Here is a 14,358-nt window from a genome sequence, read left to right as displayed (position 1 = left end):
GCTTTTATCTTTACGCATAGTGGCGAATCTCACCACTGCCTTCGGGGAGGTTGCTGATACAGCGACCACATAGATCCGGATGATCAGCGTGAGTGCCGACATCCGGGCGATGGTGCCAGCAGCGCTCGCACTTGGTGTTGTCGCTGGCTTTGACTGAGACTTTCAGGCTATCAAGTTCCGTCGCTTCTGCATCGCCTGCATCAGTCTCACTTGCAGAAGACAAGGGCTTCAGCGTGACTTCGCTAGTTAGCATCACAAAGCGAAGTTCATCACCCAGTTTAGCCAGAGTCGCCTGCAGGTCATCGCTGACATACAGCGTGACTTCAGCTGCCAAGCTGCCTTTAATGACTTTGGCATTACGGGCATCTTCAAGACACTTGTTGACCGAGTGCTTGACTTCCAGCACTTGCTCCCAGAAAGCACGACCCAGTTCAGCATTTTCTTCCAGGCTGCCAAGGTTAGTGTAGTAAGTCTCCAGCAGCACGCTGTCGCCGCGCTTACCGGGGATGTTTTCGTGAATCTCCTCAGCGGTAAAGGAGAGAATCGGCGCAATCCAACGACTCAGCGCTTCCACCACGTGATAGAGCGCGGTTTGTGCACTGCGCCGCGCCAACGAATCGGTTTGCGTGGTGTACTGGCGGTCTTTAATCACATCCAGATAGAAGCCACCCAGTTCCCGGGCGCAGAAACCATGCACCTGTTGGTAAACATCCAGGAAGCGGTACTCTTCGTAGGCTTTTTCGATCCGCGCCTGCAATTGGTGGGCACGATCCACCACCCACTGATCCAGTGCCAGCATATCGTCAAACGCTACCTGGTTTTTCTCTGGATCAAACCCGTTAAGGTTCGACAGCAGGAAGCGAGCGGTGTTACGAATCCGCCGATACACATCAGAGGTGCGTTTCAAAATTTCGTCAGAAACAGCCATTTCGCCAGAGTAGTCGGTGGAGGCGACCCACAGGCGCAGAATATCGCCGCCCAGCTTGTCCATCACTTCCTGGGGCGCGACCACATTGCCCAGCGACTTGGACTGCTTGCGGCCCTGGGAATCGACGGTAAAGCCGTGGGTCAGCAGCTGACGATACGGCGGATGGCCATCAATCGCTGAACCGGTGAGCAGCGATGAGTGGAACCAACCACGGTGCTGGTCGGAGCCTTCCAGGTAGAGGTCCGCCCGCGGGCCGCTTTCGTGGCCATGGGGGTGCGAACCGCGAAGTACGTGGCGGTGGGTGGTGCCAGAGTCGAACCAGACATCCAGGGTATCGGTGACTTTATCGTAATCCGCCGCTTCGGCACCCAGCAGCTCTGCCGGGTCGAGTTTGAACCAGGCATCGATGCCTTCCAGCTCAACGCGCTTGGCCGCCTCTTCCATCAACCCAACAGTGCGCGGGTGCAGCTCACCGGTTTGCTTGTGTAGGAAGAACGGGATCGGTACGCCCCAGTTACGCTGGCGGGAGATACACCAATCCGGGCGGTTGGCGATCATGCTGTGCAGACGCGCCTGGCCCCAGGCAGGTGTAAACGCCGTGGCTTCGATACCTTCAAGAGCACGTTCGCGTAGGGTTTTGCCGTCTTTGCCTTTGATGTCCATTCCCACAAACCACTGAGCCGTGGCACGGTAGATCACCGGCGTTTTGTGGCGCCAGCAGTGCATGTAGCTATGCTTGATCGGAATATGCGCCATCAGCGCACCCACTTCGCGCAGCTTTTCGACGATATGCGGGTTGGCCTTCCAAATCATCTGGCCGCCGAAGAACGGCAGGTCGTCAACGTAAACGCCGTTGCCCTGCACCGGGTTGAGCATGTCATCAAACTCCATACCATGCTCACGGCAGGTGATAAAGTCATCCATGCCATAAGAGGGTGCGGAGTGAACGATACCGGTGCTGCCCACTTCTGACTCGACGTACTCGGCCAGATAGACGGGAGAGAGACGATCGTAGAACGGGTGACGGAAATTGATCAGATCAAGATTCTTGCCTTGAGTTGTAGCAATCACTTCACCTTGCAGGCCAAAGCGCTCTAGGCAGCTCTCCACCAACTCTTCCGCCAGCAGCAGCAAACGCTCACCGGTATCGACCAGTGCATAGGTGAACTCAGGGTGAACGTTAAGCGCCTGGTTGGCCGGAATGGTCCACGGCGTGGTTGTCCAGATAACCACTGCCGCAGGCTTAGCCAATTCACTTAAACCAAAGGCGGCGGCGAGCTTGTCGGCATCTTCTACCGGGAAGGCGACGTCGATGGCGTCGGACTTCTTATCAGCGTACTCGACTTCGGCTTCCGCCAGCGCCGAACCACAGTCAAAGCACCAGTTGACCGGCTTCAAGCCTTTAAACACGTAACCCGCGTCGACCATCTCGGCCAAGGCACGAATTTCGCCCGCTTCGTTGGCGAAATCCATGGTGCGGTACGGGTGATCCCAATCGCCAATAATGCCCAAACGAACAAAGTCGGCCAGCTGTGTTTCAACCTGGGCACCGGCGTATTCACGGCAAAGCTCACGGGCGTGTTCTGGAGCCAGGTGCTTGCCGTGAGTCGTTTCCACTTTGTGCTCAATGGGCAAGCCGTGGCAATCCCAACCCGGCACGTAGGGGGCGTCAAAGCCGGCTAAATTCTTCGATTTAACGATAATATCTTTAAGGATTTTATTAACGGCGTGACCAATATGAATACTGCCGTTGGCGTAGGGAGGGCCATCGTGCAACACAAACAGCGGCGCACCCGCGCGCTCTTCCCGCAGGCGCTGGTAAATGTTCATATCCTGCCACTGGGAAACCCGCCCTGGCTCCTGCTTTGGCAGCATGCCGCGCATGGGGAAATCAGTTTCAGGCAAATTCAGCGTGTGCTTATAATCCATAGTCCGGTCAGCCGTCGTTAGCATCAGCGGAATTTCCCGCCGAGGAAGAATCAGAAGAAGCGGTCTCACGCCCAAGCGGGGCCGAGGCCAGCGGAAGAGAATAGTCTTGCTCACCATCGTCTTGCTCAGCATCGTGGTGCTGAGCACTGTCTTTCTCACCCATCGCCGCCGTTAAATAGTGGCGAGCACGGGCCTGGTCACGTTCAATTTGCGCTTTAAGCGCCTCAAGGTTGTCAAACTTCACCTCGCCCCGCAGGCGTGCGCAGGGAAACACCGTCATGCGTTGGCCGTAAAGGTCACCGTTAAAATCCAGCAGGTGCACCTCAAGCGTTGGCCGTGCTGAACCTACCGTAGGGCGAAAGCCGACATTCGCCACTGCCGGGTAGCGCTGACCATTTTCAAGTTCAGCCACCACTGCATACACTCCACGCAGCGTTAACGGCTGGGGCATCAGCGGCAAGTTGGCAGTCGGTACACCAATGGTGCGCCCCAGCTGCTGGTCGCGCACCACGCGGCCATGTAACGAGTAGGCGCGACCCAGCAAACGCGCAGCGGCAGAAAAATTGCCGCTGGCAAGCAAGGTACGCACCCGAGAACTGGAAACCCGCTCGTCATCCACGGTAAAAGTACGCGTGTGTTCTACGCCAAACCCCTGCTCACGCCCGACCTCCGCCAGCAGTGCGAAATCACCGCGGCGATCGCAGCCGAAGCGAAAATCATCGCCCACGACCAGGTGCTTAACGCCTAGCCCACCAATCAATACCTGATCGATAAACTCACGCCCGGTAAGGCTGCGCAGCGCATCGTTAAACGGCAAGCAGAGTACTTGCTCAGCGCCAAAATCGCGTAGCAGCCGCACTTTCTCGCGCAGCCGGGTTAAACGCGGCGGCGCTTGATCGCCAGCAAAAAACTCCCGCGGCTGGGGCTCGAATACCACCACTGTCAGCGGCACACTCCAGCGCGCCGCATGCTCGCGGCACTGCTGCAGGATGGCTTGATGACCGCGATGCACACCATCGAAATTACCAATGGTGGCAACGCAGCCACGATGAGCCGCTTTCAAGTTGTGCAGACCTCGAATGACGCGCATGGCACCTCAGCCGTTGGAGGACATAAAGCCTCTGATTATAACGAACCCACACCCCAGGATGCAGTGTTATGAGTGCATTTTAAAATGACGGACGCGCAACCCCAGTGCAGCCAGCCACGCGAAGTAGAGCGAGCCGCCCAGTACCACTAACCCGGTGACCAAGCCTACCCGCTGCCAAAGGCCAAACGTGAGCCACGCCTGCCAGTCGGGTGCGATAAAATAGAGTGCCGCACACATTAGTCCGCTGCCACCTAGCAACTGCACCGAATAGCGTTTCCAGCCCGGCTGAAACACCAACACCTTCTGCTTATACAGCAAGTAACCCAGCAGGCCAGCATTTAAGAAGGCAGAAAGTGCGGTGGCTAACGCCAACCCCGCGTGGGCCAGCGGCCAAATCAGCAACAGGTTAAACACCATATTAGCGACCATGGCAATAATGCCTACCTTCACCGGGGTTTTGGTGTCTTGGCGGGCAAAAAAACCCGGCGCCAATACTTTGATCAGCATAAAAGCCACCAAGCCAAAGGCATAAGCACGCAGACTCATGGCCGCCATCTGGATGTCGTTGTCGGTCATCGCCCCGTAATGGAATAGCGTAATCAACAGCGGCTCGGCCAACACCGCCAGCGCCAGCGCCGCAGGCAAGCCTAACAGCAATACAATGCGGATAGCCCAATCAAGCATCGCCGCGAAGTGCTCCTTGGACTGATCAGCATGGCGTTTAGACAGCGCCGGTAAAATCACGGTACCAATGGCCACCCCAAACACACCTAGCGGCAGTTCCACCAAACGATCCGAGTAGTAGAGCCACGATACGCTACCCGCCGCCAGCAGTGACGCCAAAACGGTATCCAACAGCAGGTTAATTTGCGATACCGATACCCCAAACAGCGCAGGCCCCATGAGTGTCAGTATGCGTCGCACGCCCTCATGAGCAAAATTAGGCCAGGGCGTGGGCATCAACCCCAAGCGCAGTAAAAAGGGCACCTGAAAAACCAACTGTGCCGCCCCGGCGATCAACACGCCCCAGGCCAACGCCATGGCGGGCTGTTCCATTAGCGGCATTAAAAACAGCGCCGCCCCAATCAGCGAAAGATTAAGCAGCACCGGGGTAAACGCGGGCACCGCAAAACGATTCCAGGTATTCAGTACGCTACCGGAAAATGCGGTAAGCGAAATCAACAGTAAATAGGGAAACGTTAAGCGCAGCATATCCGCAGTCAGCGCCAACTTTTCCGGATCACTGCCAAAACCAGGGGCAAACACCCAAATCAGCCACGGCGCACAGAGCATCGCCACGGCGGTAATCAGCGCCAGCACCGCCGTTAAGCTACCGGCAGTGGCATTCAGCAGCTCGCGTATCTCCTCCCGACTTCGCTGGGTAGAGTACTCTGAGAGCACGGGTACAAAAGCTTGGTTAAACGCCCCTTCGGCAAACAGACGGCGTAGAAAGTTAGGAATTTTAAACGCCACGAAAAAAGCATCGGCACCATTCCCCGCCCCTAACAAGGTAGCGATAACCACATCCCGCGCCAGCCCCATCACCCTCGACAGCATGGTCATGGCACTGACCACTAGCCCAGAGCGCATTAGCCCACGGCGCACGACTGCGGTGCTTGGAGATGTATGGGGCGCTTTCTTCGCTGTCATAAGCTATCCGGAAAAACCACCTAAAAAAACCACTCAGAAAAACTATTTAGAAAAACACATCAGACAAACCAACCAGAAAAAGCATCTGGAAAAATCATCCAGACACAAAAAAACCGGCCGCAGCCGGTTTTTTTATGGCGCCTGCCGGCTTACGCCGCCAGTGCCTTAATACGCTTGTTCAAACGGCTCTTCAGGCGAGCTGCTTTCTTCTTAGACAGCACGTCTTTGTCTGCAATACGGTCAACGACCGGTTGCATTGCCTTGAACTCTTCCATTGCCTTAGCGTGGTCGCCGGTGCTGATCGCTTTCACTACACGCTTGATGTAGGTGCGGACCATGCTGCGCTGGCTGGATTTCAGGACGCGACGGTTCTCGGCCTGGCGGGCGCGCTTGCGTGCTTGCTTGCTGTTCGCCACAGGGTATCTCCTTGGAGAATAAAGGTTGCCGATAGAACGGCAACGAAATTAAATATGTGTTCGTCTGCTGTGCTGCCACAGCACGACGTTTCCGCAACAACCAATTGATTTGGCAGGCGTATCACCCTACCAAAGTGTGTAGCAGGCAGTCGAAATAAGCTGCCCGCTCACGGGACTTGTCTGAGAGGATGGCGTAGTCTATCACGCGCTTGGCGAGCTTGCTAGCTACGCCTTTACAAGTACAACGTATAACTTTAAAAGCAGGCTGCCCGGCGCAGACCTACTCAAAGGAAACATGTCAGTGTCATTGCGGCGTTTACACACTCGCTTACTACTAGCCATTTGCATACCGTTGATCCTCGTATCGACAACACTGCTGCCTGTGCTCCATGTCCATATGGAGTCCCGGCTAGATAGCCTGCATACCGAAGCAGATGCCTTATTGAAAGTTGGCCAGGAGGCACTAACCCGCGATATTAATGAAAGCCTAAATTACGCGCTGGCGATTGCCGAAATGCCTGCGTTAAGGCGGTACCTGGCAGCACAGGACAACTCGTCGATATCAGCCCAGCCTTATTCGCTTAGCGACTTATCGCAACTTTCAACCTTTCTAAACACGTTGATCAGCCACAACCCTCGCTATACCAAGCTGGTACTCATTGATAATCATGGCAGCGAAGTACTCCGCGCACCTAAAAGTATTCAAACGGGGCACCGCGTGAATGCCAATCATCATGCCTATACCGACTACTTCAAAGAAGCCTCTTCACTGCAGCCACGCGATCTTTATATCTCGCCGCCGGGCCGTAACCTCCAATTTGAGCTAATGGGTAGCGACGTGATTCCTGTGGTCAATGTGTCGACACCCGTTTTTGATGCCATGGGGGAACGCCGTGGCGTGGTGCTTTTGAGCCTCAATTGGGATTACCTTACCAGCGCCCTACGTCAGGCCATGTTGCTTGACCAAGATGCCAATGCGATTTTAATCGACGCCCAAGGACGATGGCTGCTCGATGAAGGCATCCCGCCATTAAATACGACGAGCTTTGGCAGCGATTTTGCCGCCCTTTCACCTCTCTATTGGCAAGCCATGCAGCAGCGCAACACAGGCCATACCAAGGTCGATGGCCAGCTATTACGCTTTCAGACTGAAGATATACGCACTCAGCGCTACCGTAGCCTAGCGGGTACTGTTTTCAGCGAAAACGCTTACTACCCTTGGAAGCTGGGCGTGACATTACCACTACCTACTTGGCGATCCTTAATAGAAGAAGAGACCACCGTGCTCTGGTTTCTACTGTTGACCTACGGTGTCGCCGTCGCCTTTGGAATATTCTGGGCTCTCAGCAGCCAGCGTCAGCGCCAGCTACGTAGGGCGGCTCAGCGCCAGCTACGTAGGGCGGCTCAGCGCCACGCTCATGAAGTCAGCGATCTTTATGAAAACGCCCCCTGTGGCTACCACTCGCTCGATACCACAGGGCGAGTGATCAAAATGAACCGCACCGAGCTCGCTTGGCTAGGCTAGGCTACACCGACGAAGAAGTTATTGGTCACATCACTTACCGAGAATTGATCACGCCAGAAACCCGCGATCAGTTTGATAAAGCTTTCGCAAACGTTAAACAAAATCAACCCAGTAGCGCTGAATGCAGCCTGCTAACCCGAAACGGCGAGCAGCGTCACGTCATGATTCAAGCCTCAGCCTTCTGCCGCAATGGTCAGTTTGTGCATTCGCGCGCTACCGTCTTTGACCTTACCGAGCGCAAAGAGCTAGAAGAGAAACTACGCGCCCAAGCCATGACCGACCCCTTAACGGGGGTCTTCAATCGACGCTATTTACAGGCCCAAGCAACGACTGAAATATCCCGGGCGCGAAGGCAAAATCTCCCAATCGCGCTCATCGCCATTGATATTGACCACTTTAAGCACATTAACGATACGTACGGACATGACGCAGGCGATGACGTACTGAAAAACTTCACCAAAATAGTAACCAAACTGCTTCGCCAGGAAGACTTGCTATGCCGAGTGGGCGGCGAAGAGTTTGCTATTTTGCTTCCCAATACCTCGCTTTCTCAAGCGGAACAGGTGGCCGAGCGAATACGTAGAACAACGGCAGTTACCCCCATTAACGTCACAGCTGAGCACGCCGAACAGGCACTTTGGCTGACTGCTTCGCTAGGGGTAACGACTATTCTAGACAACGAAAAAGCACTTAAGCCTGCCCTGAAACGCGCCGATATAGGGTTATATCAGGCTAAAGATAATGGCCGTAATCAAGTGGTTGTTAACGCGGCGTAGCAGGATTACGTGCTCGAAGGTACAGCTTGCACAGCCAAAACACTGCTGTAATTGCCAATTATGGGTACTTCGATATAGTGCACAGAATAAACATGGTCACTAGCGCTACGCAGGTTCTGAAGAAAGCACCTCCTAAGCATAAAGCTCCCATAGGAATGAAGCTCAAGGTTACCTAATGGATGAGACACCCCGCTTGCGGATGTTTGCTGGGCCCAATGGCCTGAACTCAACCAACAAGTGCAGCACGGGCGTGCCACCAGTCCAAAATCGCCAGCGCGTATTGCAAATCGACCCAGCATGTTCGTGTCCAGAGTGCCTGATAGCAGCTCAAGCCCGGCTCGTAGATAGGCGCAACTCCACACCCAACCATTGACATCTACAATCAACCCTACTATATTTTATCTATGAAATAGGGAAGGAGCGTATGGATGATCAAGGGCTAGATACTTTATTAGCGCTCGATGGAACTCAGTACGGCATCCAAGGTGATTTTTGGGTCAAGTTTGAGGTGCGGCGAGTCAAGGCAACACCGAACATCCCCCATGGAATAAAATATAGCTTGACCTTGCATCATAAGAGCGGGACACGGCTACTTGGCTTTGACAACGCACATGCTCCAAAAATCAAACGCAGAAAGTTTGCGGGACGACGCGAAGAGTGGGATCACCGCCATTATCGCAGCGTTGTCAGTGATTACTTCTTTGATTCTGCGGCTCACTTGATTGAAGACTTTTGGAAGCATGTCGACGAAATACTCCGAGAGGAAGGAATATGACAACCGTCAAGATCGGCATCATGAACCGTGATGAATTCCGTGAGCGCACAATCTCAATTGCCAAAGGTTTCTATAAACCTGCTCCTGATGAGCCTAAGGTATGGTTTGATAGTGTCGAGTCCATGTCTCGTCTGTTAAACACGAAAAACCTTGAACTTCTCAAAACGATTCGGCGCTGCAAGCCGCAATCATTAGGGGAGCTTGCTGAGATAACCGGGCGTCGAAAAGAAAGTTTGAGTCGCACCATTAAAAAGATGGGCGATTATGGCTTAGTGGAAATCCAAGAAGGCCCACGACATGCCAAGACCCCTGTGGTTACTGCCGATAGCTTTGAAGTCACGTTAATGTAAAAAGTGCAAAACAGGCAAAGTGCAAAACAGGCATTTTTCTTAGCGGTGCACCGCGGACAGTAACTGTATTCAGCATTTAAGGCACAGCCTGCCCCGTGGGCGCTAAAATTTTGCGCAAGAAATGGCGCGTTCGCTCATCTTTGGGTGCAGTGAACAACTCTTCAGGAGGCGCTTCCTCGACGATGCCGCCCTCGTCCATGAAGACAACCCGATCCGCTACTTCCCGGGCGAACTGCATCTCGTGGGTGACCACGATCATCGTCTGGCGCTCTACCGCTAACTGTTTCATCAGGCTCAATACTTCCTCTACCCATTGAGGGTCAAGTGAAGAGGTGGGCTCGTCAAAAAGAATCACGTCGGCGTTGGCGGCCATGGCACGGCCAATACCCACCCGCTGCTGCTGACCGCCGGAGAGAGAAGCGGGATAAGCATCTGCTTTGTCTGCCAGACCGATGCGCTCAAGGATCTCTCTTGCCCGTGCATGGGCCTTAGCCTTCGGCAGTTTGTCCACCACGATCATCCCCTCGCTGATATTCTCCAGCGCGGTTTTATTGGCGAACAGGCCGTAGTTCTGAAATACAAAGGCGGTACGCCGGCGCAATGCCAGGATATCTGCCCGGCTGGCACGCTGGGTATCAACGCTCAAATCACCCACCTGCAAACGGCCTGCATCAGGGCGTTCAAGAAAGTTGATACAGCGCAGCAACGTCGATTTACCTGTACCGGAAGGCCCAATGATCACAATGATCTCGCCCTGGGCAAGACTCAAGTCGATATCTTTAAACACCGTATGGCCACTAAAACGCTTGGTAATGCCTTGCAGCGAAATCATCGTTGGTAGGCCTTATTCAAGTAAATTTCTAACCGACGCTGCCCCCAAGAGAGCACTTCCACAATCGCCCAATAAATCAGCGCCACCAGCAGGAATGCTTCTAAATAGAGGAAGCTGCCCGCAGCTTCTTTTTGGGTAGCGCCCATCAACTCGGTCACCCCCAGCGTAAAGGCCAACGAGGTCGCTTTAATCATATCGATGAAATAGTTCATCAGCGTCGGCGTTGCCACGCGGGTTGCCTGGGGCAGAATGATGCGCCGCATCAGTTGCGACTGGGTCATCCCGATGGAAAGCGCGGCTTCAGTCTGGCTGCGATCAATCCCGACAATCGCCGCACGAATGGATTCGGCCATATAGGCAGAGAAGTGCAGCGTCAGGCCTAGCACAGCGGCGGTAACGCCGGTAATTGAGATCAAGGCGCTAATCAGTTGTGGTAGGCCATAATAGAACAGGAACAGCTGAACCAGCAGCGGCGTACCCCGGAAAAACGAGATAAACAGCAGTGAGAAGCCATTTAAGAACGGCATTTTCGATACGCGAACTACCGCCAGCAGGCACGCCAGAATCAGCGCAAAGAACATGGCAATCGTTGCCATTTGAAGGGTGAGCGGCAAGTAGCGCAACAGAACCGGCATCAGCCCCCACATGTATTCAAGGTTAAGCATGATAATTAAACATAGGCTAAATCGCTTATAAGCAAACGGCCGTGGCAATGCCACGGCCGCGTTGAACGGATCAGTTCAGCGTTTAGGGCTGGGTGATATCAGTATTGAACCACTTTTCCGATATCTCACGCAGCTCGCCATTCTCACGCAGCTCACTCAGCGCTGCATCGACACGGTCGCGCTGCTCACGGCCCGCTTCATCATCACGGAACGGCAATGCGTTCTCAATGGTCGAGAACGGCTGCCCCGCCAGCTCTAACGGTAGGCCTTTCTCTTTAATGACCTGCGTAGCACTCACGCGATCCATCACAAAGGCTTCTACCCGTCCCAACGCCACATCCTGTTCGATATTGGACTCATAGGTACGAATATCGATTTCATCGGCGTTGGGCTGCTCACGTAGCAATTGCTCATAATTAGAGCCCAAGTTGACGGCCACGCTTTTGCCGGACAAATCTTCAACACCTTTAATGGTGTCATTGCCTGCCCGTACCACGACCTGCGCGCCGTCATACACGTAAGGCGAAGTGAACACGTACTTCGCTTCTCGCTCCGGGGTAATGGTGATCTGATTGGCAATGGTGTCGATACGACCAGATTCAAGCATCCCCGCCAAGCCCGAGAAGCTCGCCGTGACGAACTCGATATCATCACCGGTGATCTCACCCACGGCATTCATGACATCAACTTCAAAGCCTTTGAGTTCATCTTGCTCAACGAAGGTAAAGGGGAAATAACCGCCGGACATGCCCACCCGGAGCGTATCGGCTTGGGCAGAGGCGGCGAAAAACCCGCTAGCAACGCTCAACGAAAGCGCAGCGAGGGTGGTAGTCAACTTGCATGGTAGTGGCATGAGTCTGTTTCCTCGTTAGTCGATATCCCGACGATCCGAATAGCCACACAAATAATCATGAGGCATTGATGGCTGCTAGTTTACCTCTACGACAAAAGCATACAAAAGAATATTAAAGATAATTTTTATTCTTTTATTGAATATGCAGTCACACCGTGATGTATGGCTATTTGTGGCGAATGGCCTGAAACGTTTTAAAGGTAGCGGCTTGGCGATCGGCATCTAGCACACCTCCACCCAGCGCTGCCAACTCCTGAGCAAACGTAACCAGTTTTTCCAACTGTACCTTATCAAACCCGCGCCTGCGCTTTGGCTTTTTGAGGATGACACTTACGCCACCGATCAAATGTTCTTCTTGCTGAAAGGCTTCTGGAGATGGCATCAATCCAGGCGGGTAGGCATTGGTAACCCGCAATGGGTTTTGCGGGGTAACGCCTGGCACGCTATAAACCTGAAAGGCCTCATCGTAGTGGGCCTCCCACTTTTGCAGGCTCGAGAACAGCTTTTTGTTGAGTGCGATATCCGGTTGATCAAACATCACAAACAGTACATGAGTGCTCTCTTCTGCCTCTACAGGTGCCACCTCCTCTACGCTATCTTCATTCTCGGGTAACGTAGAGGAGGTATTCACCTGTTTAGCAACAGCAGGGGGATGAGCGGCCAGTTCATTGTTCTCATCGGCTGACACTGACTGCCCGAGCCTTAGCCACTCTCCACCTCGCCACATTCCCCCTTCCAGCACGCCTCTACCGCTCAGTAGGAAATACATGCAAACGATAAGGCTGTTAAAACTCAACCAACCTGCAGCAATCGCTAAGGTTACCGCCAGTTTATGCGGATCCATGGGGTGTTTTCCTGACCAGTTAGGAACGTACAGTTTGAGCACCCTCAGGCTGACGAGTACCGAAGATAACTACTCATTATCGAGCAAACGCCAGGAAGATCAATTTTGCAGGCTAAGTAATTAGTGGCAGAGGTTTTAGAAGAAGCAAGCCCGTATGTCAGGACTTGCACAATTAACACACCAATCGGTTAGTTAATTAATCCAGCAGAGAAAGCACGCTTTGGGGATTCTGGTTGGCCTGGGCTAGCATCGAAGTACCAGCTTGCTGCAAAATCTGTGCGCGCATCATATTAGATGTCTCTACGGCATAATCCGCATCCTCGATTCGCGACTTAGCAGTTCCCAAGCTCACTTGCTCCTGGCTCAAGGTGCCAATGGCAGATTCAAAGCGGTTGTTGAGCGCCCCATACTGACCTCTATACTCATCAACCTGTCCCATTGCCTGCTCAAGCTTCTGTATTGCTTCTAAGGCCTTCTCTATTGGATCCAGCGCCACTCCTTCAAGCCCCAGTGATTGTGTATCAGAAGGCGTAGGAGTGATCGTGATGGAATCCATTTTCTGACCAACCCCCGCACTGACCACGATGTTAGTAGGAGTGCTAACGGGGGTTGATACTGGCTCGGGGTCGTCATACTCAATTGGCATTTCATCCCAGGTAGCTCTGGCATTAAATGAACCTTGGCCTACCACGAAAACAATCAGGTTTTCGGTGACTTTATCGAAAGTTACTCGCTCCAGCATATTTTCTGACAGGTTGCCGTTGTTAAACTCGGTACCGTCATCATCAGCCGATGCCTCATCAAGCCGATCACCGTCGCCGCTATAAGTAATTTTCATGTCGTTATAATCAAGTTCAACAGGCGGCGAGTTTAGGTCATAGCTCCCCGCTGCATCTTGTAGCAGGCTAGCATCGTAACTGGCCCCAGGTTCAAATCCATTATCAGGCGTGAGTAGTGAAGCATTAAGATCCGTAGCGTCCCGGGACTGCCATACATGGTCAGGATGAGCCCCATCAATAGGCGTCCCTATCAGATGCTTCCCATCTTGCGTGAAGATCTGAATGTCATCATCTAAACCAAAAGAGTCGATCTCCAGCGTGACGTTAGTGGCCCCCTCAGGTATGTAAGCCAATGAAACTGTACCGGAGGTAAAACTCTCAAAACCAGGCCCAAGAAGCTCAGTAATATGAGGTGCCTCGCCGAGCTTAACCGGTAAGGGGCGCGGTTCAGCGGGAGCGAGTGGTGTCTTACCAAACGCCTCTGTACCGAAGGACAGTCGGTCGATCTCCTCTGAGAGCTGCTGATACTCGGCATTGACCGAGGAGCGATCAGCATCAGATAGGGTGCCGTTGGCGGATTGAATGGCCAGCTCACGCGCTCTTTGCAAAATATCGTTAATGCTATCAAGACCACCTTCAGCAGTTTGCATCAGCGAAATGCCATCGTTGATGCCTCGGGTTAAGGCTTTGCCCGCCTGAAGATTGGACTCCATGCGGTTAGTAATAGCCTGCCCTGCTGCATCGTCCTTCGCCCCGTTGATACGCAACCCCGACGACAGGCGCTCAATAGCGGTCTCCATGGAAGACTGCGAGCGCTTGAGCTGGTTCTGGCCACCCAAGGAGAGTTGATTTGTATTAATAAATGCCATTAAGGACATCCTTGTACACAATTGGTTGCAATAGGTAACGGCAGGAGCGGTAGGAACTTTAGGATTCTCTGGAGTAG

13 protein-coding genes are annotated in these 14,358 nt (G+C 53.4%); 4 read left to right on the top strand and 9 right to left on the bottom strand.

Features of this window, described 5'->3' with window-relative positions:
* Positions 1-10: 10 nt before the first annotated feature.
* The 4 genes from ileS to rpsT form a co-directional block, all read right to left on the bottom strand.
* Entirely contained in the window at positions 11-2,881 is a 2,871-nt protein-coding gene (gene ileS / locus AC4EYZ_RS16690; protein ID WP_490203911.1) for an isoleucine--tRNA ligase, read from the bottom strand.
* Entirely contained in the window at positions 2,865-3,947 is a 1,083-nt protein-coding gene (gene ribF / locus AC4EYZ_RS16685; protein ID WP_490203910.1) for a bifunctional riboflavin kinase/FAD synthetase, read from the bottom strand. Before ribF ends, ileS begins: the two co-directional genes overlap by 17 nt.
* 66 nt (positions 3,948-4,013) lie before the next feature.
* On the bottom strand, positions 4,014-5,597 hold the full coding sequence (murJ, locus tag AC4EYZ_RS16680) for a murein biosynthesis integral membrane protein MurJ (protein WP_490203909.1): 1,584 nt from the start codon (positions 5,595-5,597) through the stop codon (positions 4,014-4,016).
* A 149-nt stretch (positions 5,598-5,746) separates the two neighbouring features.
* Entirely contained in the window at positions 5,747-6,013 is a 267-nt protein-coding gene (rpsT, locus tag AC4EYZ_RS16675) for a 30S ribosomal protein S20 (protein WP_008959243.1), read from the bottom strand.
* A gap of 295 nt (positions 6,014-6,308) precedes the next feature.
* Between rpsT and AC4EYZ_RS16670 the strand changes: the two genes are divergently transcribed.
* The 4 genes from AC4EYZ_RS16670 (at position 6,309) to AC4EYZ_RS16655 (ending at position 9,439) form a co-directional block, all read left to right on the top strand.
* The gene (locus AC4EYZ_RS16670; protein ID WP_490203908.1) at positions 6,309-7,538 is read left to right on the top strand and encodes a cache domain-containing protein; all 1,230 of its coding nucleotides are present in this window, start codon (positions 6,309-6,311) and stop codon (positions 7,536-7,538) included.
* A complete protein-coding gene (locus AC4EYZ_RS16665) occupies positions 7,526-8,314 on the top strand; it encodes a GGDEF domain-containing protein (RefSeq protein WP_490203907.1) in 789 nt (262 codons plus the stop codon). Before AC4EYZ_RS16670 ends, AC4EYZ_RS16665 begins: the two co-directional genes overlap by 13 nt.
* A 424-nt stretch (positions 8,315-8,738) precedes the next feature.
* Positions 8,739-9,089 (top strand): toxin-antitoxin system TumE family protein, encoded by a 351-nt coding sequence (locus tag AC4EYZ_RS16660; protein WP_155706041.1) that lies wholly within the window; start codon positions 8,739-8,741, stop codon positions 9,087-9,089.
* Positions 9,086-9,439, top strand: a complete 354-nt coding sequence (locus tag AC4EYZ_RS16655) for an HVO_A0114 family putative DNA-binding protein (protein ID WP_022521973.1) — start codon at positions 9,086-9,088, stop codon at positions 9,437-9,439. The genes AC4EYZ_RS16660 and AC4EYZ_RS16655 overlap by 4 nt, the downstream gene beginning before the upstream one ends.
* A gap of 76 nt (positions 9,440-9,515) precedes the next feature.
* On the opposite strand, the gene AC4EYZ_RS16650 is transcribed toward AC4EYZ_RS16655, so the two are convergent.
* The 5 genes from AC4EYZ_RS16650 to AC4EYZ_RS16630 all read right to left on the bottom strand — a co-directional run bounded on the left by AC4EYZ_RS16650 (position 9,516) and on the right by AC4EYZ_RS16630 (position 14,281).
* Entirely contained in the window at positions 9,516-10,271 is a 756-nt protein-coding gene (locus tag AC4EYZ_RS16650) for an amino acid ABC transporter ATP-binding protein (protein ID WP_027956927.1), read from the bottom strand.
* Complete coding sequence (locus AC4EYZ_RS16645; protein ID WP_490203906.1) at positions 10,268-10,936, bottom strand: amino acid ABC transporter permease; 669 nt, start codon at positions 10,934-10,936, stop codon at positions 10,268-10,270. The genes AC4EYZ_RS16650 and AC4EYZ_RS16645 overlap by 4 nt, the downstream gene beginning before the upstream one ends.
* Before the next feature lie 82 nt (positions 10,937-11,018).
* Positions 11,019-11,789 carry an amino acid ABC transporter substrate-binding protein gene (locus AC4EYZ_RS16640; protein ID WP_490203905.1) on the bottom strand — a complete coding sequence of 257 codons (771 nt, stop codon included), beginning with the start codon at positions 11,787-11,789 and terminating at the stop codon, positions 11,019-11,021.
* A gap of 166 nt (positions 11,790-11,955) precedes the next feature.
* On the bottom strand, positions 11,956-12,633 hold the full coding sequence (locus AC4EYZ_RS16635; RefSeq protein ID WP_490203904.1) for a hypothetical protein: 678 nt from the start codon (positions 12,631-12,633) through the stop codon (positions 11,956-11,958).
* A gap of 196 nt (positions 12,634-12,829) precedes the next feature.
* Positions 12,830-14,281: a flagellin N-terminal helical domain-containing protein gene (locus AC4EYZ_RS16630; RefSeq protein WP_490203903.1), complete on the bottom strand. Its 1,452-nt coding sequence runs from the start codon at positions 14,279-14,281 to the stop codon at positions 12,830-12,832.
* Between the last annotated feature and the right edge of the window lie 77 nt (positions 14,282-14,358).

This window comes from Vreelandella sp. 162(4c), assembly GCF_058152265.1.
Note: the sequence above shows the minus strand (reverse complement) of the source record. Positions and strands in the feature narration are given on the sequence as shown.